Annotated in this window: 22 protein-coding genes; 10 read left to right on the top strand and 12 right to left on the bottom strand. The window is 44.9% G+C overall.

The window, feature by feature from the left end:
* Nucleotides 1-2: 2 nt before the first annotated feature.
* Nucleotides 3-614: a cytochrome c oxidase assembly protein gene (locus tag L3V23_RS06020; RefSeq protein ID WP_102965802.1), complete on the top strand. Its 612-nt coding sequence runs from the start codon at nt 3-5 to the stop codon at nt 612-614.
* On the top strand, nt 611-1,495 hold the full coding sequence (locus tag L3V23_RS06015) for a cytochrome c oxidase subunit 3 (RefSeq protein ID WP_102965803.1): 885 nt from the start codon (nt 611-613) through the stop codon (nt 1,493-1,495). Before L3V23_RS06020 ends, L3V23_RS06015 begins: the two co-directional genes overlap by 4 nt.
* Nucleotides 1,496-1,511: 16 nt before the next feature.
* Here the strand turns inward: L3V23_RS06015 and L3V23_RS06010 are convergent, their stop codons facing one another.
* Nucleotides 1,512-1,736: a DUF2909 domain-containing protein gene (locus L3V23_RS06010; RefSeq protein WP_102965804.1), complete on the bottom strand. Its 225-nt coding sequence runs from the start codon at nt 1,734-1,736 to the stop codon at nt 1,512-1,514.
* Between L3V23_RS06010 and L3V23_RS06005 the strand changes: the two genes are divergently transcribed.
* Genes L3V23_RS06005 through cyoE form a run of 4 tightly spaced genes read left to right on the top strand, consistent with a single transcriptional unit; the run spans nt 1,735 to nt 4,997 of the window.
* Nucleotides 1,735-2,472, top strand: a complete 738-nt coding sequence (locus L3V23_RS06005; RefSeq protein ID WP_237292037.1) for an SURF1 family protein — start codon at nt 1,735-1,737, stop codon at nt 2,470-2,472. The two genes, L3V23_RS06010 and L3V23_RS06005, sit on opposite strands and share 2 nt — an antisense overlap.
* On the top strand, nt 2,469-3,014 hold the full coding sequence (locus L3V23_RS06000) for a hypothetical protein (protein WP_102965806.1): 546 nt from the start codon (nt 2,469-2,471) through the stop codon (nt 3,012-3,014). The genes L3V23_RS06005 and L3V23_RS06000 overlap by 4 nt, the downstream gene beginning before the upstream one ends.
* Nucleotides 3,015-3,022: 8 nt before the next feature.
* Nucleotides 3,023-4,102 (top strand): COX15/CtaA family protein, encoded by a 1,080-nt coding sequence (locus tag L3V23_RS05995; protein WP_237292036.1) that lies wholly within the window; start codon nt 3,023-3,025, stop codon nt 4,100-4,102.
* A complete protein-coding gene (gene cyoE, locus L3V23_RS05990; protein ID WP_237292035.1) occupies nt 4,095-4,997 on the top strand; it encodes a heme o synthase in 903 nt (300 codons plus the stop codon). Before L3V23_RS05995 ends, cyoE begins: the two co-directional genes overlap by 8 nt.
* A gap of 17 nt (nt 4,998-5,014) precedes the next feature.
* Here the strand turns inward: cyoE and L3V23_RS05985 are convergent, their stop codons facing one another.
* Nucleotides 5,015-6,076, bottom strand: a complete 1,062-nt coding sequence (locus tag L3V23_RS05985) for an MBL fold metallo-hydrolase (protein WP_237292034.1) — start codon at nt 6,074-6,076, stop codon at nt 5,015-5,017.
* A 201-nt stretch (nt 6,077-6,277) separates the two neighbouring features.
* Between L3V23_RS05985 and L3V23_RS05980 the strand changes: the two genes are divergently transcribed.
* Together L3V23_RS05980 and aroG are read left to right on the top strand one after the other, a co-directional pair.
* The gene (locus L3V23_RS05980) at nt 6,278-6,886 is read left to right on the top strand and encodes a TetR/AcrR family transcriptional regulator (protein ID WP_102963781.1); all 609 of its coding nucleotides are present in this window, start codon (nt 6,278-6,280) and stop codon (nt 6,884-6,886) included.
* Nucleotides 6,887-7,063: 177 nt separating this feature from the next.
* Entirely contained in the window at nt 7,064-8,116 is a 1,053-nt protein-coding gene (gene aroG / locus L3V23_RS05975) for a 3-deoxy-7-phosphoheptulonate synthase AroG (RefSeq protein WP_042481189.1), read from the top strand.
* Nucleotides 8,117-8,167: 51 nt separating this feature from the next.
* Here the strand turns inward: aroG and L3V23_RS05970 are convergent, their stop codons facing one another.
* The 5 genes from L3V23_RS05970 to L3V23_RS05950 all read right to left on the bottom strand — a co-directional run bounded on the left by L3V23_RS05970 (nt 8,168) and on the right by L3V23_RS05950 (nt 12,740).
* Complete coding sequence (locus L3V23_RS05970; RefSeq protein WP_237292033.1) at nt 8,168-9,493, bottom strand: MATE family efflux transporter; 1,326 nt, start codon at nt 9,491-9,493, stop codon at nt 8,168-8,170.
* Between the two features lie 148 nt (nt 9,494-9,641).
* Nucleotides 9,642-11,198: a PAS domain-containing methyl-accepting chemotaxis protein gene (locus L3V23_RS05965; RefSeq protein ID WP_237292032.1), complete on the bottom strand. Its 1,557-nt coding sequence runs from the start codon at nt 11,196-11,198 to the stop codon at nt 9,642-9,644.
* A gap of 244 nt (nt 11,199-11,442) precedes the next feature.
* The gene (locus L3V23_RS05960) at nt 11,443-11,826 is read right to left on the bottom strand and encodes an aldehyde-activating protein (RefSeq protein ID WP_042481179.1); all 384 of its coding nucleotides are present in this window, start codon (nt 11,824-11,826) and stop codon (nt 11,443-11,445) included.
* A 9-nt stretch (nt 11,827-11,835) separates the two neighbouring features.
* Nucleotides 11,836-12,432 (bottom strand): tRNA (pseudouridine(54)-N(1))-methyltransferase TrmY, encoded by a 597-nt coding sequence (gene trmY / locus L3V23_RS05955; protein ID WP_171136841.1) that lies wholly within the window; start codon nt 12,430-12,432, stop codon nt 11,836-11,838.
* Nucleotides 12,433-12,530: 98 nt separating this feature from the next.
* Nucleotides 12,531-12,740, bottom strand: a complete 210-nt coding sequence (locus L3V23_RS05950) for a cold-shock protein (RefSeq protein WP_042481174.1) — start codon at nt 12,738-12,740, stop codon at nt 12,531-12,533.
* Nucleotides 12,741-13,166: 426 nt separating this feature from the next.
* Here L3V23_RS05950 and L3V23_RS05945 point away from each other — a divergent pair, with 426 nt between their 5' ends.
* Entirely contained in the window at nt 13,167-13,586 is a 420-nt protein-coding gene (locus L3V23_RS05945; RefSeq protein ID WP_042481171.1) for a PaaI family thioesterase, read from the top strand.
* 97 nt (nt 13,587-13,683) lie between these two features.
* Here the strand turns inward: L3V23_RS05945 and L3V23_RS05940 are convergent, their stop codons facing one another.
* From L3V23_RS05940 to L3V23_RS05925, 4 genes are all read right to left on the bottom strand, one after another.
* Complete coding sequence (locus L3V23_RS05940; RefSeq protein WP_102965813.1) at nt 13,684-16,515, bottom strand: FAD-binding and (Fe-S)-binding domain-containing protein; 2,832 nt, start codon at nt 16,513-16,515, stop codon at nt 13,684-13,686.
* A gap of 61 nt (nt 16,516-16,576) precedes the next feature.
* On the bottom strand, nt 16,577-17,236 hold the full coding sequence (locus tag L3V23_RS05935) for a lactate utilization protein (RefSeq protein WP_102965814.1): 660 nt from the start codon (nt 17,234-17,236) through the stop codon (nt 16,577-16,579).
* Entirely contained in the window at nt 17,233-18,696 is a 1,464-nt protein-coding gene (locus L3V23_RS05930) for a LutB/LldF family L-lactate oxidation iron-sulfur protein (protein ID WP_102965815.1), read from the bottom strand. The genes L3V23_RS05935 and L3V23_RS05930 overlap by 4 nt, the downstream gene beginning before the upstream one ends.
* On the bottom strand, nt 18,693-19,451 hold the full coding sequence (locus L3V23_RS05925; protein ID WP_237292031.1) for a (Fe-S)-binding protein: 759 nt from the start codon (nt 19,449-19,451) through the stop codon (nt 18,693-18,695). Before L3V23_RS05925 ends, L3V23_RS05930 begins: the two co-directional genes overlap by 4 nt.
* A 120-nt stretch (nt 19,452-19,571) precedes the next feature.
* On the opposite strand from L3V23_RS05925, the gene L3V23_RS05920 reads away from it, so the two are divergent.
* Nucleotides 19,572-20,471: a LysR family transcriptional regulator gene (locus tag L3V23_RS05920; RefSeq protein ID WP_042481155.1), complete on the top strand. Its 900-nt coding sequence runs from the start codon at nt 19,572-19,574 to the stop codon at nt 20,469-20,471.
* Between the two features lie 10 nt (nt 20,472-20,481).
* On the opposite strand, the gene L3V23_RS05915 is transcribed toward L3V23_RS05920, so the two are convergent.
* The gene (locus tag L3V23_RS05915; protein ID WP_102965817.1) at nt 20,482-20,976 is read right to left on the bottom strand and encodes a hypothetical protein; all 495 of its coding nucleotides are present in this window, start codon (nt 20,974-20,976) and stop codon (nt 20,482-20,484) included.
* Nucleotides 20,977-21,146: the final 170 nt, after the last annotated feature.

The raw sequence follows: 21,146 nt of genomic DNA, 5'->3' as shown, positions 1-21,146 counted from the left end.
AAATGGACAACGAATCACTTAAAAGCAAGAACCGACAACTGATAATAAAACTGACCATTGGTACTGTGCTGATGTTCGGGTTTGGTTTTGCCTTGGTGCCTTTGTACGACGTGATGTGTAAAGCACTAGGCATCAATGGGAAAACCAACGAAGTGGCGGCAGTTCAACCGACAACCATGGTGGTAGACGAATCGCGCACGATTCGCGTTCAGTTTATGGCACATGTCAGTAATGGCATGCCTTGGAAATTTGAACCTAAAGTTTCGCACATGGACGTGCATCCTGGGCAGGTGATACAAACGGCTTTTTTAGCTAACAACTTTTCCAATGACGAACTTGTCGGTCAAGCGGTTCCTTCGGTATCTCCGGGACAAGGCGCCAGCTACTTCAATAAAATTGAGTGTTTCTGTTTTCATCAGCAACCACTGTCGGCCAAGGCAGATGCTGAGATGCCGTTGATATTTTATATCGAACCGGATATTCCCGATTCCATTCACACCTTAACGCTCTCCTATACCTTGTACAACATAACGGAAAAAGCAGAGCCTCAACTGGTCAAAACAAGCCAAAGTGCTCACGTGAACGGCGCACCAACGCAAGGAGCAAATCTATGAGTACTAAACACGATTCTTACTATGTTCCGGCTCAAAGTCGTTGGCCGATTATCGGCGCTGTAGCTCTGTTTTTGGTGGCGGTGGGGGCAGGTTTAACAGTGCAACATGTTGGCACTGGTGGTGTGGGAAGTGTCTTTGGCAAAGCCATTTTGATTATCGGTTTTATTGTACTGCTCAGCATGTTGGCGGGCTGGTTTAGTAACGTAATTGGAGAATCATTAGCAGGGTTGTATTCCAAACAAATAGCACGTTCATTTCGTCAGGGAATGAGCTGGTTTATCTTTTCGGAAGTGATGTTCTTTGGTGCATTTTTTGGTGCTCTGTTCTATGCGCGAATGGTGGCTGTCCCTTGGTTAGGCGGTGCCAGCAACAATGCCATGACCAACGAATTGTTATGGCCGGGTTTTGAAGCGATATGGCCACTGATTACAACGCCAGCAGGGGAGACGGTACAAGCCATGCCTTGGCAGGGGATCCCACTCAAAAACACCATTATTCTGCTGATGTCTTCGATTACTTTGCACATGGCACACATCAGTTTAGAGAAAAATCACCGCATGGCACTGATTGTATGGCTGGAAATTACCATCGTTCTTGCTGGATTTTTCTTGTATTTCCAAGGGGTTGAATATGCTCACGCTTATCAGGAAATGGGACTGACTCTGCAATCTGGCGTGTATGGCAACACCTTCTTTATGCTCACAGGTTTTCACGGCTTACACGTTTGCCTCGGCACACTGTTTTTAATTGTGCTGCTTGCGCGTATCGCGAAAGACCACTTCACGCCCAAAGATCATTTCGCGTTCCAAGCGGGCAGTTGGTATTGGCACTTTGTCGATGTGGTGTGGTTGTGTCTGTTTGTCTTTGTCTATGTCTTATAAGCACAGTGTTAACGCTTTAGTAAGGTGTATGGTTGGGATGAAGCCAGCCGCTGAGGAGAGCAAAAATGAGCAAGATAACGACGAAAGCTGAAAATATAAGGCGTCGCCCAAGGTAATAGCTCATCGGGCGCTCATCGTCATCATTGGGGTCTCTAACCATCTGAATTAAGGCGCGAGCAAGGTTGAATATGATGAATAGCAGAAACAGAACCAAAATGATTTTTACAACAAGTGGCAGCATGTCTGATCCTCTAAAGAGTCGAGTGTTGTCTATGAAAGTAATCTTAGGTGCTGTTTTAACTGTGGTTGTGTTTCTGTTATTGGTCAAATTGGGTTTCTGGCAATTGTCGCGTGGCGAAGAAAAACAGGCGCTTGAGCAGGAGCTGTTGCTTCGTCAGCAGATGGAACCGATCTCTTTAGGCATGGCTTTAGAAAGGTATCCCGTCTCAGATTTGACGGGCTTGCAGGTAAGAGTTTCTTTCTCGCCAGTCAGCAACATGACGTTTCTGCTCGACAACCAAACCTATCAAGGGAAAGTAGGTTATCTGGCTTACCAACTGGCAAAAGAGCGAAACGGGCACTGGATGTTGATCGAAAGGGGCTTTGTTGCAGCAACTAACGATAGACGCATCTTGCCGGAGGTTAACTGGCTTATTGAGCCTCAAGAGTTAGTTGGGCGTCTGTACCAAAAATCCAATAATCCACTGAGTTCGGATTTGAATATTGAAAGTCAGACACCGCACCGTATTCAGAACCTAAACATTGAGCAGCTTTCTCAGTGGTTGGGAGAACCCATTTTGCCAGCTCTGTTTCAACCACAGGAACAGAACTGGCCGTATGCGCAGCCATGGGTTCCTTTTCCTCTCAGTGCTGAAAAACATTTTGGCTACGCCGTGCAGTGGTTCGCCATGGCTGCCGTATTGTTAATCATTGTTTTGCTTATCTGTGTCAGAGCTTTTAAAGCAAGGAGGCCATGATGAATTCAAAGACCAAAGGGCGTTTGATGTTGCTAGCGATTGTGCTTTTCTTTGCGCTTCCTGCCGTAGTGGCAAAGACGGTCTTAACTAACCATTGGTATCAGTCAGGAGTGACCAATAAAGGTGTGTTGATTGAACCAAGAATTACTTTGAGTTCATTAGGGTTAGGAACTTCGACACAGGATAAGCTTTGGCGCGTAGGGTATGTGGTTCCCAAACAGTGCGATGAGCAGTGCCAACAGCACATCTATATGCTGATGCAAAGTCATACTGCATTGGGCAAAGAGCAGGGCAGAGTGGAACCTGTATTACTGATTGAACCTGAAAGTGACATCCAAAGTGTGGAGTACATCTCCGTTGAGAAATTTGCGATCAATCAAGCTTTTATGGCGGCTATTGAGAGCTCTGAAATTGTGATTGTCGATCCGCTTGGTCAACTGGTTATGCATTACCCCAAAACAGACCCTTCGCAACTGGTGATGCAAAGCAAAAGTGTGCTGGCGGATTTACGTAAGTTACTCAAACTTTCTCGTGTTGGGTGAGGTGGACGATGGCCAATTCCAATACAGGGTTAATTCGATTAGTTAAGTTTGCGCTGTTGTTAACGCTGACCGTAATTGCATTGGGTGCTTATACTCGTTTATCCGATGCTGGATTGGGCTGTCCTGACTGGCCGGGTTGTTACGGTCACTTCACGGTTCCGCAATCTTCCCAAGCGCTTGAAAAAGCAGAGCTGTTATACCCTCATCTCGATGTGGAGCCGCATAAAGCTTGGCCGGAAATGATTCATCGTTATTTTGCCGGCACTCTTGGTCTGGTGGTGTTTTTAATCACGTTTCTCTGTATTAAAACTCGACCTGTGGCGATAACTCTGCCTTTGATGATTGCTGCAGTTGTGATTTTTCAGGCCTTACTTGGTATGTGGACGGTAACCATGATGCTTCTGCCGATAGTGGTGATGGGGCACTTACTGGGGGGATTCACCTTGCTCGCCAGTTTGTGGTTATTGTTGTGGCAGTTACAACGGACGTCAGCCTCTGAAAATAGAGTTCTTATAAGTTCATCAGCACAGCCTTTCTCTTCGAGCCTTAAGCTCGGTGCGGTACTTACTATGGCGGTGGTGGTCGGGCAGATCATGCTTGGTGGCTGGACATCGTCTAACTACGCGGCGTTGATGTGCAGCAGTCTGCCAATATGTGAAGGTAACTGGCTCTCTTATCTGGATTTCAAAACAGCCTTTACTTTGATTCATCACGGACATGACAGCTATGAGTTTGGCGTACTGGAGTACGGTCCAAGGCTGACTATCCATGTATCACATCGGTTTGGCGCTATCTTGACCATCTTAGTCGTGTCAGCGTTAGCGTTTCGTCTATGGAAAGTTGGCCTGCTTTCATTGTCGAAAATGTTGTTAGGCGCGCTTTTGGTTCAGGTTGTTCTCGGCGTCAGCAATGTGGTTTTCAATCTGCCTTTAACGATTGCAGTTATGCACAATTTGGGCGCAGCACTGCTCATGATTGCAGTACTCAAATGCAACTATCAATTGTGGTCTTCTCAGCCTATGAGCCAAGCAATCATTGACGCTAAAGCCAATTCTAAAGTTACAACAAGGAGTGTTTCCCATGAATAAGTCGGTCACTGTCGCATCTGGTATCGCCGTATCTCCTTCTCGATGGAGAATCTATTGGACTCTGACCAAACCTAAAGTGGTCGCATTAATGCTGCTTACCGCTCTGGTCGGAATGTGTTTAGCCCAACCAGCTGCGCTTCCTTTGCAAGCGGTGGTGTTGGGGTTGAGTGGCATTGCCTTGATGGCAGGCTCTGCAGCAGCGTTCAATCATCTGATTGACAGAAGAATCGATGCGATTATGGCGAGAACGTATCGTCGTCCGCTACCTTCTGGAGAGATTCAGGCTTATAAAGTTTTTGCATTTGCTACGGCGATTGGAATTGCGGGATTTGTCGTGCTCTATGCTGGGGTAAATGCACTGACCGCTTGGCTGACATTTGCCAGTTTGTTGGGGTATGCGTTGGTTTATACCGTTTACCTTAAACGTGCAACACCGCAGAATATTGTGATTGCTGGTTTGGCCGGAGCAATGCCGCCACTATTAGGCTGGACAGCAATAACCAATGAACTGCACGGCCATGCCTGGTTATTGGTGATGATTATCTTTATCTGGACACCACCTCACTTCTGGGCTTTGGCGATTCATCGCAAAGAAGATTATGCCAAAGCGGATATCCCTATGCTGCCAGTGACGCACGGAGTGGAATACACTAAAACGTCGATTCTGCTCTATACAGTATTACTGGCGATTGTCTGTGTATTGCCGGTATTGGTGGGAATGAGTGGGGTGCTTTATTTTGTTGCATCCACCATTTTGAGCTTAGGTTTTATTTATTCAGCATGGGTACTGAAATATCGCTCAGATGAGCAGTCAGCCATCACCACGTTTAAATACTCTATCTATCATTTGATGATGTTGTTTATTGCGCTGCTGCTCGATCACTACTTCGTGTAAGTGGTGATATGAAAAGTTTATGAGGCAGAGTTAAAACAGTTTTGCACTGATGGCTCTGCTTCCATTTCCACTTCCAGTTGTTCCCACCATCTCACCGATTGAAATGATTCGTTTAACGACATGCGTTGACCAATAACAGGCGTGACCAGCGTAACGCCTAAAGATCTTGCGAGATTCGATGCTTTCTCAAGTGGCTCATACCAACGGTGCATAGACAAATCAAAAGTGCTGTTGTGGATTGGCATCATCATTTTGCCTTTCAGATCGATGTGCGCCTGTAAGCTTTGGCGAGGAAACATATGTACTTCAGACCAAAGTTTGTTGTAAGCGCCAGTCTCAATCATGGTTAAATCGAAAGGGCCGTATTTATTGCCAATCTCTTTAAATCCACTGAAATAGCCGGAATCGCCACTAAAGAAAATCGACTTTTTGCTGCTGCGAATAACCCAGCTTCCCCAGAGGGTCTGATTACGATCCGTCAAGCCTCGGCCTGAGAAGTGTTGAGTAGGTGTGAAAGCAAATTCAACAGAACCTCGGTTCGCACTGTCCCACCAAAGAAACTCCTGAATCTTGCTGGCAGGTACTCCCCATTTCTGTAATAAAGCGCCCACTTTTGATGGAACGAGAAAATGGTCAACTTTCTTCGCCAAGCTTTTTACAGCGGCTTTGTCTAAGTGATCGTAATGGTCATGGCTGATTAACACCACATCAATGGTTGGCAGATCCTGAATGGAGATGGGTGGCTGGTGGAAACGTTTTGGTCCTGCCCATTGCACCGGTGAAGCGCGGTCACTGAAGACTGGGTCGGTAAGGATCCACTGGCCATCGAGTTTCATTAAAATCGAAGAGTGACCAAGTCGATAGACCACATCATCGTTTTCAACTTCTAGCTGTTCGTTAGTGATACTTTGCACCGGAATCGGCTTTTTTGGCACTGTATCCTCGTGTTTCTCAGTCAGATAAGCCCAAGAGATAGCTAAGAAATCGCGAATGCTGTTTTTGTTATCCACTTCGTGGTTAGCAAATTTGCCATCAAGTGCTGCTGTATCTGAGACTTGATTGTTTTCAACTGTATTCATTGTCTTTCTCCTGTAGCCAAGTGAAAAGTTTCCTTACTTCTGAGCTCTATGATCGAATAGAGATATGAAACGTTTGTGACGTTTCTTAGAACTTTTAAAGTAAACTATACGGTGTAGTTTACGTATTTTTAATGAAAAGTAAACTGAGTAGTGTAATATTGGTGTCAGAATTATTTTTCAAGACATATGCAGAACACAGTGATGAAGAAAACTCGAAGTGAACTAAAACGTGAAGCGATATTGTTGGCAGCAAAGGAAGCTTTCCGAGAGTTCGGGGCACAAAGCACCAGTATGGATAAGATTGCGGCGTTAGCGCAGGTTTCCAAGCGCACCGTGTATAACCACTTTTCGTCAAAAGAAGTGCTGATCATGACCTTGCTGGCAGACTTGTGGAGTGCAACGGCTAACCTTGTCGATTCTGATCAGCTAATGTCACTGCCAATGGAAGAGCAGCTAGAACAACTGCTTTACAGCGAAATAGAAATTCTGTCGTCAAATGAGTATATCGACCTAGCGCGAGTAGTGCTCGGCTACTATCTTTATCGCCCCGATGAGTTGATTGAACAATCTGAATTGATGGCAAAAAAAGAGGGGCAGATCCTCAGTTGGCTTAAACATCAGATTTCGTTAAAAAACCTTGATATTCAGGATGTTGATCTCGCTAATGGTCAGTTGCACAGCCTAGTTAAAGGTGGCTGCTTCTGGCCGCAAGTTATGGGGATTAAATCCAGTTTGTCAGACCAAGAAAAGCGCTATTTGGCACAACAAACCACGTTATTCTTTATCAGTCATTACGGGTGTAAAAAATAAGTTACACCATTTCTATTTTGTAAATATTTTCTGCATATTGCATTTTATTTAAAATAATGGTTGCACTCATCTGCCTAGGTGGATTAAGTTACGGACTGAGGAAACGAGACTGCCAAAGGATTTGCTATTCACCGTTCAATAGCACCAGCAGCAAAGCAAAATAGGAAGAAGTAAGCGATGTATCAAACCGACGATGTAAATATTAAACGAATTAAAGAATTATTACCCCCAGTTGCAGTATTAGAAAAATTTCCAGCGACTGATGTTGCTTCTTCAACAACGTTTCAAGCGCGCCAAGCAATCCACAACATTTTGAATGACGAAGATGACAGACTACTCGTTATTGTTGGCCCATGTTCTATCCACGATACAGAAGCGGCGATCGAGTACGGTAAGCGTTTGAAGAAACTGCGTGATGAGTTAAGTGGTCAACTTGAAGTTGTGATGCGTGTTTATTTTGAAAAACCGCGTACAACAGTGGGTTGGAAAGGTCTGATCAACGACCCATACCTTAACGATACTTACAAGATTAATGACGGTTTACGCATGGGTCGTAAGCTATTGCTTGATTTGACAGACATGGGTATGCCGACTGCGAGTGAATTCTTAGATATGATCACTCCGCAATACGTAGCTGATTTAATTAGCTGGGGCGCTATCGGTGCTCGTACGACTGAATCACAAGTACACCGTGAACTGGCTTCTGGTATTTCATGTCCGGTTGGTTTTAAAAACGGTACTGATGGCAACATCAAAATTGCTTCTGATGCGATTCGCTCAGCTGAGTCATCACACCACTTCCTATCAGTCACTAAATTTGGTCATTCAGCGATTGTTGAAACAGCAGGTAACCCTGATTGCCACATCATTCTTCGCGGTGGTAAAGAGCCAAACTACAGCGCTGAACATGTTAGTGACATCAAGAACCAGCTGGAAGCGTCTGGTCTGCGTCAAAAAGTGATGATTGACTTCAGCCACGCCAACAGTTCTAAACAATACCAACGTCAAATGGTTGTAAGCGAAGATGTGAGTGCACAAATCGCTGGTGGCGAACACGCAATTTTCGGTGTGATGATTGAGTCACATCTTGTTGAAGGTCGCCAAGACTTAGTCGATGGTCAAGCGCCGACTTACGGCCAGTCGATTACAGATGCATGTATTGGTTGGAATGATACCGAGACTGTATTGCGTCAACTTGCTGATGCGGTAGAAAAACGTCGTAAAGGCTAAAGCATAAGTGCATAGATGAAGAAAAGGCTCTCAATTGAGAGCCTTTTTTGATCAGGAAGTTTGAAGCGTATAGTTCTGTTCTATCTGTTTCAAAGTTCTTTGATATACCCACCAAGCGGTGCTGCCAGCCAATAAGTTACCGATAAAAGCGCCGATAAACAGACCTTGTAATCCGCCGAACTCAGAACCTATCCATAAGCAAGGCAGGAAGAAGATAAACAGCCTTAATGCTGAAATCGTTAAAGCGATGTAAGACTTACCCAGAGCGTTAGACACTGACACCATCAGCATACAAACCCCTAACGAACCTAAGCTTAACGGCACAATCATTAAGTGCCAGTTCAAGATAGTTTCGACACTCGCTTCGCTGGTCATCAGCGATGCCAGAGGAGTGGATAGCACGATAGTAATCAGCGCAATAGCAAGTTGGGAAATCAAAATAAAGCGAATGGCGATATTCACCAGCTTTCTGATATCCGCGAGCTTTCCTGCGCCTAACATTCTGCCGATCATCGGTGGCATTGACATAGTCAACGCCAACACCGCAACGATAGCAAAAAATTCAAAACGTGAACCCAGCGCCCACGCAGCAACCGCTGTCGCGCCAAAGCTTGCTAACAGTTTAGTTGCCAGCATAGAGGAAAGTGGTGGTAATAGTTGGCTCAGCATTGCTGGCCCCATGATATGCCCGATAGATTTCACGCTAGCGACAATATCCAGATCATGCCATTCGTAGCTCATCCAGTGCTTGTTATAAACTTTTGGTAAAACAACGGCCACACCGATGCCAAATGCCAGAATGGTTGCGATCGCAGCGCCATTAATGCCGAGATCGAACACAAAGATAAACAGTGGGTCCAACACAAGGTTTAATACGCTTGTCACCATCATCATAGTGCCCGGCAGCATAGTATTTCCGTTGGCACGACAGATACTGTAAAGAAAATACAGAACTGCGCCTGTCCACGCGCTGATAGCCCACCAAATCCAATAGACATCAATAATCGAATAGATGGTTTCAGGAGCATCAAGCAATGAAAGGATAGGGTATCGAAGTAAGTAAATGATTAAGCCGAAGATAGCAACGCAGCCGCTACCCATTGCCAACACTAAACCGCCTAGCTGTTTGGCGTATCGTGTCTTTTCAGCCCCTAAAGCCTTGGAGATTACAGCTGTTGTAGCAATGCCTAGGCCGACTTGAACGCCGATAATCACCATTTGCAAAGGCATAGTGAAACCTTGCGTAGCAAGCGGCAAAACACCAAGTTGACCGATAAATGCACTATCGACTAACTGAAAGCTCATTAGTGACATGACGCCAAAAAGCATCGGCCAAGTCATTTGAAATAGCTGATTAGATAATGATGGAGGATTCATTAGTGAATTATGATCTTAGTTGTTTTGAGAATGTTAATGACGTTTATTATGAGCCAATGTAGCCGCTATTGGTACCTTGAAAAGCCAACTAATAGGTCAGATAAAGAAAAAGCGCCTCAAATGAGACGCTTTGAAAAGAGTTCATGTCTTATAAACGGCGGAACTGTTTAACAAGTACACCTTGTGAAGCTAGGTTAGAAACCAGTGCCTTACACTGCTCATGGGTGTCATTTGCTAGCAATAAAGTAGCGGCTGAACCGTCGCTGATAGACTGAACACTTACGTTCATGCTTTCTGTTACGCGTGCCATTTCATCTACTGCTGTCGCTATATGTTCGTTTCTTTGAGCAATATCGGCCATCTGCGCCAGCAGAGCTTTAAGTTTGTCACCAGATTCATTTGCACTGTTCACACAACTTTGTGAAAGCGAGTTACCTTGACTGATCGCTTCCACCGCTTCACGTGTGCTGCTCTGAATAGTTTGAACAATATTTTGTATTTCACTGCTGGATTCTGAACTGCGTTGCGCCAGTTTGCGGACTTCATCAGCAACTACGGCAAAGCCGCGACCTTGCTCTCCTGCTCGTGCTGCTTCAATTGCAGCGTTTAGCGCAAGGAGATTGGTTTGATCCGAAACACTCTGAATGACTTCTATAACCTGTCCGATGGTTGCGCTTTGGGCAGAGAGTTTTTCGATAACAGTGGTAGCAGAATCTAGCTGCTTGGCTAACTGAATAATCGAACCCACAGTATCTTCGACAGAATCCATGCCTTCACTCGCAGCTGTCTGGGCGCTGTTTGCGGCGGCGGAAGCCGCTTGCGCGTTATTTGCAATTTCGTTGGCTGTCGAGTTCATTTCGGTAATAGCGGTAGCCACTTGTTCAGTTTCGCGCGCTTGACCATCTAAGTTGTCAGCAGTGTGGTTGCAGTTTACGGATGATGCTTTTGCCGCTTCAACCAATTGCAAATTCGAGTCCTGAATTCGACCGACTACCGCGTTTAATTCAGATTGACGCATTTTCAGCGCAAGCTGAATTTCTGAAATGTCATCCACTCGCTTGTTGTAAACAAGTTCCATTAATGGGTTATCAAACACTTTACGTGCTGTTTCCGTTACTCTTTCTAAACGACGAGTTAAGCTGTAGCTGGCCACGATACTCAGTAGCAGCATCATTGGGACACCAGCACCAGTCAAGAAATGATCTACTGCGGCTGCAATGAGTGCGGCGCCAAGAAATCCTACGGTCATACGCTGCCATAAGCGCGTTCTAGGTAACTTGAGCTGCCAGGGCGTTTTGTTAGCACGGATTTGTGAGTACACCTTTTCCGCATTCTCAACATGCTCGCGATTAGGTGACAGGCGGACGGATTGGTATTCGACAGTCTTACCATTTTCAATAATTGGCGAAGCAAAAGCATCAACCCAGTAGTGATCACCGGATTTGGTTCGGTTTTTAACCAATCCCATCCAAGATTGGCCGTTTTTTAAATGTGACCACATGTCCTGAAATGCCGCTTCTGGCATGTCCGGATGGCGAACCAAGTTATGAGGTTGACCTACCATCTCTTCTAGGCTGTATCCGGCAACTTCACAAAACTCTTCGCTAGCATAAGTGATATGACTATTGGGTTGAGTAATAGAGAGTAAGTTGTAATGAGGAGGGTAAAGAACTTCTTTTTGTGTAACAGGTTGATTAATACGCATTGTGTTGAGCACCCTAAAAATAATTCAAAAATGTACACCTAGCGTTTGACGAGATTTGTAGTTAAAAGACGTCGCGTACTTATTATTGTTGTAGGGCTTATGATTATTATTTGCTCAATTTATACTCATGTCACATTAGGAATGCAATCACCAAATAGGATGTCGTGTTAAAACGGGATGTGCCTCACTAAATTTGTGCTACTGGTCTGACATCGAATGACATCAGACCGTCTGAAATACATTTTTAGTCAAGGTAGGTCCAGCTGTCAGCGCCATCAAAATGTCGAATTTTGATACTGTTTAGCAGAGCTGGCTTAAACATGCGGTAGTTAACAGCGAGCCGATCATTGTCAGATTTGCTCGCTGATGAATAATGAGTAATGCAACCACAGTTTTTGCAATGGTAGAAGAGAATCTCTTTATCTCCCCAACTGTAGCTTTCCACGCCGCTCTCTTTTACCGTGAGAGTGACTTGCGACTGTTTGAAATATCCCCAAATGGAAGCGTAACGTGAGCAAATGGAACAGTTACATTCTGTGGCTGTTTTTGAAGGGTAGGGAATGGTTAATGTGACATTCCCGCAGTGGCAACGGCCAGTAAGCATTTCTTCACTGTCAGAGTGCGTCATGGTTTACCTTTATTCACGCATATCCAGTTCGTTGTGAATAAGCGTAATACATTGGGAAGCAAATAGCATTTTTGGACCTAAGCTGAGTTTCTCAACGCCTAACCGTTTCAGTGAATTACCGGTTTTCTTTGGCATTGGAATATGATCAGTCAGAAGGAAGCAAGGGTTTGGACCAATGTCGATGGTACGAATGGATTCGCCTTTCTTATCCATCATATACATAGAGTGAGTATCAGCCAGCTTAGTGACCAAGGCTTCGAAACTGATTGTCTGCACCGTTAGACCAGGTTGCACTTCGCGAATTTGTTCTTTGGTCATTCCGAGAGATTTATCCAATGCTTTGACCAACAGAGCAATTAACGCCGATTCGTGGAAACCGCCAACATCGCTGATGGTGTTCGCATCAATAGTGATGGTACGCGAGTAATCTTGGGTACTTTCCAGCACGAGGTGAATAACAGCATCTTCACGGTGCGACTGAGCGGTGAAAATCGCGTTCATAATACCGTGTGCAAGAATTTCAGCGTGGGCTTTGCCACCCACTTCAGCTTGCAGTTTTTGGCTATCGGTTGGGGCTGAACGTGCTCTAAGAACAAAAGTACGCATTGGGTTCCTCTAATGTGTAGCGAAATTAGGAGACAACAAAAACACAAAAGGCCGCATATAGCGACCTTTTCACGTCAATCCGAAGATTGTAATCAAGCTTAGATAACAGTTACGTTAGCAGCTTGTGGGCCTTTTTGGCCGTTTTCAACAGTGAAAGAAACCTTTTGGCCTTCTTTCAGAGTTTTGAAACCTTCTGCAGTGATTGCACGGAAGTGTACGAATACGTCTGCGCCGCCGTTATCTTGAGCGATGAAACCAAAACCTTTAGTTTCGTTAAACCATTTAACGGTACCAGTAGTGTTAGACATGATGTCTCCAAATCTTAAAAAATTAATCTATTTAGCCAAAAGAAGGCGCTTATTACTTAGGTGACGTTTGAACAAAATGCTTCTACATATAACTGGCTAAACGCTAGTACCGGAAGGTTTCCTTCGCACAACCTATCGAGCGTGAATCGATTGGACGCGCGCATAATAACGCAAGTACCCGTAATAAACTAGCGAATATTTCAAATTAAGTGAAAGCACGCACACTCAAACGAAAACAAAGTAAGTTTAGACCATAATTATGTAACTTTTGTGGCTCTGTAAAGTTATTGGGTCACGTTTTAGCCGATTGATTGAAGCTGATGCCAAAAATTTTTGCAGTAAACAATGATTACCGAAAACTTCGATGCGCATAAATGGCATATGCTACTTATCATTTACATTGTAAAAGGTTAGGAACGTATTGATATGAAGCATTTCCATAAATCACATGTCATGTGCGCGGTGTGTGGTAAAGAAGAAAACAACTACTACTCATTGGGTGCTGAGTTCAAGGTGGAAGAGGACCATACCGTTCAGAGTGATTTTGCGGTATTACCGCGGCATCAGGGCTACTTCGGTTTATTGCATGGAGGAATAGCGAGTTCGTTGCTTGATGCAGCAATGACGCACTGTTTGCTTAGCCAGCAAATCACCGCGTTAACTGCTCAGTTAGATGTGCGCTATCACAGCCCGATAAAAGTCGGTGATCAAGTCAAGGTTGTTGGCGAGCTGTTGACGGTGAAGCGAGGTATCTATTTCTTAAAAGCGTATTTGAAAGTGGGGCAAGATACACGTGTGTCTGCAAATGGAAAATTTATTGCTTCAAAGCTCGCGGAGCATCATTGAAAGAGAAGCTAACCAAATAAATGGTTAGCTTCTAAATAATTAGCCTCTAATAAAGAGTTAGCTTCGTTTCTATTCGTTAGGTTCTACACATTCGTTTCTATAAAATGGGCCTAGAGACCTCATCAACAAGATATAGAATCGACTGATAGGTGATTCCGCTGTGATGTGATAAGCCAATTTCACAGGTTCGGCTATTGCTGAATCCTCTTGTGCAATCTTCAGGAACTTGCTCTTTGAGTGGATGAACCGCTGCTGCATTGAGTTCGGGGGTGGTAAAACCTTTGTCTCCCGCCCAACCACAGCATTCAATATGTTCCGGTATTACAACATTGCTTACACAGGTTTTGGCGAGATTCGCCATCTCATTAGTAAGCCCCATTCGTCGCGAACTACAAGTCACATGCAGCATCACGGTTTCTTGCTTAGGCGTGATGCTGAGGTGTTCCAGCAAGTATTGGCTTACAAACCCAGAAGGCTCGTAAATTTTTAGCGGTTTTGTGAACCGCTCAATACTGCGTTTAGCACATGGGCTAGTATCCATTAACACTGGGTAGCGACCAAACTGACTGGCTTTCCATAGTACTTCTTCTAGTTGATGAGCTTTATCATAAGCAATATCGCTCATACCTTTACTGTCGTAAGGCATCCCGCAGCACTGTTGATTAATATCTTCAGGGAGAATTACCTCGTATCCGGCTTTATTGAGAATGGAAAGAGTAACTTCCGTTAATGGGCGCTGATCTTTAGCATCGGTTTGTTGCCCCATGCTACGGCTGGCACATGATGGAAGATAAACCACTTTCTTGTCACGTTGCGGAAGGTCACTGGCCGCTTTCTCAAGCGGATATCGGTTTGCTTGCGGCATTTCTGCAAGCCAAACAGGCGTTTTCCCATGAGTCAGTTTTCGGGTACCTTCGACAATACGCTTGACCGATGTTTCACCAAGGATTCCAGAAGCGAGCTTATTCATTTTTAAAGCAGACCGTGTCATCGCAGTTGTCGCGGAAAAATGGTCTGCTGTCCAACGTGCTATTGGTGTGAACTTTTCGTATTTTGCACTGCGCAGTTTTTTTACAAGATCGCCTGTATTGATTCCGACGGGACACCGGTCGGCGCACAGTCCGGTCGCCGCACAAGTATCTAGACCTTGGTATTCGAACACTTTATTTAGTTCTTCAGCTGATGCCTGTTCTCCGTTTTTGCGTCGACGTTGAAGCTCACGGTAGAGAACGATACGTTGACGTGGTGACAACGTCAGCGTTCGAGAAGGGCAAACAGGTTCGCAGAATCCACATTCAATACAGCGATCTACAAGTTCATCTGCCGCTGGCATCAGTTTCAAGTTATCTAAGTGCGCTTTGGGGTTGCTGTTGATGATTACCCCAGGATTCAACAATCCGTTTGGATCAAATAAGGCTTTGATTTTTTGCATCAATGCGTAGCCTTCTTTACCCCATTCGAGTTCAACATACGGAGCCATATTTCGCCCCGTACCGTGTTCCGCTTTTAATGAACCTTGATATTTCACCGCAACCAAATCTGCGACGTCATCCATAAAGGCTCCGTATCGCTCGATTTCCTGTTGTTGTTCAAATCCCTGAGTAAAGACAAAATGCAGGTTGCCTTCCAGCGCATGGCCGAAAATGATCGCTTCTTGATAGTGGTATTTATCAAATAGCTTTTGTAGGTCACGAATACCGTTGGCAAGATTTTCAATCGGGAAGGCGACGTCTTCGATAATAACGGTGGTTCCCACTTCTCTTACCGCTCCGACCGCAGGGAACATGCCTTTACGAATTCCCCAAAGAGTTGAGACAGTATTAGCGTCGGAAGTGAAAGGAACCGATTCGATGATATTGAAGTTTTTCAGTGACTCCATCACTTCACCGCATTGGTGCTGTAATGCTTTATGGTGACTTGCGTGAGATTCAATAAGCAAAGCCGCCGCTTCTAAATCGAGAGACTTGATGAAATCGGGCATACCCGCTTTGTCGGCGACAGAACGCATGGCTCTGCCATCCATCATTTCAACCGCAGCAACGGGTGAATGTTTTAAGGTGGTTACGGCTTGGCTTGCTTGCTCGATATTTTCAAATACCAGCAATGCTGAGGCTTTATAGCTGTGTTCGACCACAGTGTTATAGGTAATTTCGGCGATAAAGCCGAGTGTACCTTCAGAGCCAATAAATAGGTGTTTCAGGATATCAATCGGGTCATCGTAATCGACCAGTGCGTTGAGGGCGTAGCCGGTTGTGTTTTTTAAGCGATATTTGTGCTTGATTCGAGCGCTCAGTTCTTTGTTCGTCAGCGTCTCCTTTCTTAACGTTTCTAGTCCAGAAACAAGATCGCTTCTTTGTTGTTTAAAGGCTTCTACACTGTTTGAGTCACTGGTGTCCAACACCAGACCATCTGCAAACACCACCTTCATATTATCGACAGTTTGATAAGAATTTTGCGCGGTGCCGCAGCACATGCCGCTAGCATTATTCGCAGCAATACCGCCAATTTTGCAGGTGTTTATAGACGCTGGATCTGGGCCTATTTTGCGTTGGAAAGGCGCGAGATATTTGTTGGCATCGGCGCCAATCACTCCCGGTTGCAAACGGATTTTTTCGCCTTGTTCTAAGATCTGATGCTTACGCCAGTCATCGGTTAAGGTAATCAGTACTGAGTCTGACACGGCTTGACCAGACAAGCTCGTACCTGCCGCTCGGAAGGTAAAAGGTAAAGCTAATTTCTCACAGCTCTTAATGGTGAATACCACCTCTTCAAGGCTATTAAGACGCAGCACTACCTGTGGAATAAGCCGATAAAAGCTGGCGTCTGTACCGTAAGCGAGTCTTTGGGCTTCCTGAGTGATAATGCGTTCTTCGTCAATTTCAGTTTTCAGAACATCTATCAGTTGTTGATAGCGAGTCTTGATTTCCATTTTAGTTATCTCGTTGCCATTTACGCGATGACTTACCGTTCATCTATTATTTATCTTTCGTCTATTTATCATTAACAATGAGGACGATAAGTTCGCTTGGTCCATGTGCGCCATAAGCTAAGGTTTGTTGAATGTCAGCCGTTTTGGAAGGTCCCGATATCAAAAGTGCGTTGGTCGGCATGTTTGCTGACCAGTTTTGTTCAGTCATCACTTCGAGAAAGTGATTGTGTAACGTAGATGCGCGCATCACTGCAATATGGCAGGGCGGTACCAGTGATAATGTTCTTGGTTCATGCACACTTGGCCATAAGACCAGAGCGCCAGTGTCAGCAATGCCTGCTAATACATGCGTGACCCCCACATCCACTTCATGGAACAGCGCACTTTTCCAATTTTCGATGTCATTCTGATATTCAATAATATCTAACGCTTTTAAGCCTTGTCTGAAGTCGTTAATCCATTCACCTTCAGTGCCAATGGCGGCTCGGTGCCATCCTTTTTCTGAGCAGAGCGTTTCTAGAGTCGTACCAATATCTGAACTCTCTAGTTGAATAACCTGAGCATGGCTTGCGGTGAGCGCTAGGTAAAATCGCGCCATTTTTTCCTGCTCATTTTTACTCTTATCGAAACCCCATGGTTCGAAAGCTATTTCTGTTTTTTGGACTGGTATAGCATTGGCGTTTTTGAGTCGTTTTAGAATGTTATCGCGTGCCGTACTCATGATTTGTCCTCACTACTTTTGTTTTCTGAGTGGTCGTCTGCCAAGGTTTGCTTCTCTTTGAGCAACTGATGCAAGGTTTTACTCGCAGGTTTTGGTGTGGTTCGACATTGTGTCCACGCGCCAAGCTTGTTTGGGATAAGCGCTTGCATCTTGGTGGTAAGCCTTGTTGCAGAGTGGTAAAAAGTAGGGTGCGTTGCTGCAAAGGCAAAGCTTGTCATCGCCATACTTTCTAGATTGCTGTGCGCGGCTTTCTGTCCTTCCATAACCGTGTTACCTGACTTCGCATCATGCTTTGCTTCTCTGCGCAGGCGTTGTAACAGTTCAGGAATTGGAATTCGTACTGGGCAAACTTCACCGCACGCGCCGCATAAGCTTGATGCGGTAACCAAATCTTTTGTCGCGTCTAAACCCAAGAGATGAGGTGAAATGATTTTGCCAATCGGACCCGGATAAACGGTTCCATAAGCGTGCCCGCCAATTTTGGTGTAAACCGGACAGTGGTTCATACAAGCACCGCAGCGGATGCATTGCAGCGTCTTACGCATTTCCTCGTCTTGATAAGCCTGACTGCGACCATTATCAAGTAAGACCAAATGCACTTCTCTCGGACCGTCTTTCTCGCCTTTTTTGCGCGGCGAAGTGATCATATTGAAATAGGTGGTGATAGCCTGGCCCGTTGCCGAGCGAGTTAAAGCACTGTATAGCGGCGGGACATCGGCAAGGTATTCAACCACCTTTTCTATGCCTGTGATGGCAATATGAACCTTAGGAATCGTGGTCGACATCCGGCCATTTCCTTCGTTTTCAACCAAGCAAAGAGTGCCCGTTTCAGCAACGGCGAAATTAACCCCTGAGAGACCAATATCAGCATCGTGAAATTTCTGACGAAGACGGGTGCGCCCCGTTTGAATCAGTTCATCAACATCGAGAGTTGGGGTAAAGCCATCAAGATTTTTCTCGAAGGTATCACTCACTTCCTGCTTATTTTTATGAATCGCCGGCATGATGATATGCGAAGGTTTATCTCCATCAAGCTGGACAATGTATTCCCCCATATCACTTTCTAAACATTCAATACCGAGTTTTGCCATTTCATGGTTCATCTCGATCTCTTCGCTGACCATCGACTTACCTTTGATGATCATTCTCGCCTGATGGCGCTGCGCAATTTCGGCGATAATGCCATTGGCTTGTTCTGGGTTTTCAGCCCAATGGACATAAATACCGTTTTGGGAGCATTTTTGTTCAAGTTGTTCCAGTAATGTTGGCAACTTACTCAGGCAGCGTTGTCGGATAGATTCCGCTAAATCACGAATCGCTTTCTCTTCTTTTGCATCCGAAAATGCCGTTCTACGCTTATCTCTCAGGTAGTCCATGGCACCACGGAAATTGGCGCGTAGTTGAGGATCTTCCAAAGCAACTTTTGCCTGAATATGAAACTGTTGAGGAGTCTGACTCATGATTGTGCTCCTTTGGTGCGCTCTAATAAGAAACTTGCTAGGTGGCGGCCTTGCAGTGCTTTGCCTTGGTATTGCAAAGCGCCATTGATATTGAGCAGACATCCCCAATCGGCACTGACTAACGTCTCTGCGTTGGTTTGAGTAATGTGATGGGTTTTATCTTCAACCATGGCTTGAGAAATATTGGGGTGACGGACAGAAAAGGTACCGCCGAATCCACAACATTCACTCTCGTAGTCCTGCATGCGAAGCTCTACACTCTCAAGCTGATTCAGCAATTCTGTGGCCGTAACATGGACATTCATTTCCCGACGTGCAGCACAGGAGGTATGCATGACCACGGAAGTGGGTTCGCCAGTATCCGTCAGCTTGACACGGCAGACATTGACTAAGAATTCAGTCAGTTCGAACACTCTGTCACAGAATTCGTTAACCTGATCTTGCTGGGAATCCTCTTTGAATAAGCGTCGGTAATGATGGTGCATCATGCCGCCACACGAACCCGATAACACAATCACTGGATAAGGTTTAGGAAACAGCGCGATTTGGCTTAATGCCACTTTCTTGGCTTGGTCGTCATAGCCCGAGGTGTAAGCGGGCTGTCCGCAACAGGTTTGTTTTTCAACGAAGATAACTTCAAGCCCTTGCTGTTCAAGAAGGGTTATCGCATCTAGCCCTGCTTGAGGGTCAAACAGATCCACCAGACACGTGGCGTAGAAATACACTTTTTGTGGTTTTGCAGGGTAGATACGCATTGCTTCTCCTAACGGGAGTTATTGTAATTATCGTGTTAATTAAATGTGAATTTAGCGCTTTCCTTTTTCTTAATATAGGGAAATAATGAAAATCATTATTTCCCAAAGTGACATAATTTGATGCGTGCAGACGATTTAATCTTGTTTTCCCAAGTGGTTGAATTTGGCAGTTTTAGTAAAGTGGCTGAACAAAATAACCTGACAAATTCAGTAGTTAGCAAAAGAATTGCGCGTTTGGAAGAAGAGCTGAGTGTGCAGTTATTATATCGAACAACGCGTAAATTAACTTTGACTGAAGCGGGTAAGGCTTTGATGTCGAGTGCGAAAAATGTGAAGCAAGCCACTCAGGAAGCGATGGATGCCGTTGCAGGATTTGGCGAGAACATCAGTGGACACATTAAGATGTCTGTACCTTCTATTTCCGGCGATCTGATTCTCGCCGATGCAGTAGCGGAATTCTGCAATATGCATCCGGGACTAACGGTAGATATGTCACTCGATAATCGCTTTGTGGACTTGGTGGAAGGGGGCTATGACTTGGTTATCCGTACCGGTTATCTGGACGATTCCAGTCTGATTGCGCGTCATATATTGGATTCGCAATGGGTAGTGTGTGCTTCCCCTTCTTACATCGCGCGCAACGGTAAACCACTTAAACCTGAAGATTTGGTCAATCATAATTGCCTGCAATACGCGTATCAGACCACTGGGGCGAGTGACTGGGAGTTTAAGGGCAGCAAAGGTAACTATATCGTTAAAGTCTCTGGCACTTTTTCAACAGATAATGCGACCGCTCTGCGTAAAGCTGCACTTGGAGGTCACGGTATTGCTTATGTGCCGAGATGCTTGGTTTATCATGATTTCCGAAACGGCGAATTGGTGGATATTTTCCCAGAGCAGGTGGGCAAGAAGCTTGGTATTTACGCGGTCTACCCGTTTACACGCCAGCCACCGAATAAAGTCCGTTTGCTGATAGAACATATCCGTACTCGTTACTTAGCCATCTCTCATTACTTCTAATCAACTCAGTTTAGTTAAGTGTCGGTGTTTCTAAACATAGGCCGTAAGAGAGCTTTAGCTGAGTAAAGTACTGGTGAGCTTTTTCAATATCCTGATATTCCAATTGCCAGTTTGCGTCCCTTTGCGCGAGACAAAACGCACTTAAATGCATCAATAAGTTGGTGCTGTGTTTATCGAGAACAGACGCGACTGCCGAAATCAGCTCGCTTCTTTCAATGGACATAAATTGAAGTAATCCATAAGCCTGATTGAGTGCGTCAAAAGCCCGTTTCTGTTGACCCATATTATTTAGAATCTCAGCCTGATGGATAGCTGCATCGTGTAATCCTGAAATCAGACAAACAAGCTGGCACGGCTTGGCAGCAGGATCTCTTGCTGTATTCTCAAGATGATTGGGAAGGTTATGCAGGACATCTTCAAGCAAATAGTGGGCTTGAGGCCAATGACCAGCTTTTAAAAGTTCTTCTGCTTTTGCGTAGTGTGCCCAGCACTGTTTTAAGTTCATCACTTGTTCTCATTCGCTCGTTTGTACTTATTTAAATGCAATAAAATCTCAAATGCAAATGATTATCAATGATAAGAATTGGTAATTTTGCTTAATATTTGTCCGCTTGCATGTTAAGACGGGCGAAATCACTAAAAAGTCAAAGCTTTACGGCTAAACTTGATATACAA

Source organism: Vibrio sp. A1-b2 (assembly GCF_021726015.1).
Taxonomy (GTDB): Bacteria; Pseudomonadota; Gammaproteobacteria; order Enterobacterales; family Vibrionaceae; genus Vibrio; species Vibrio diazotrophicus.
The sequence above is the reverse complement of the archived record's forward strand: the minus strand, read 5'-3'. Positions and strand labels throughout refer to the sequence as shown.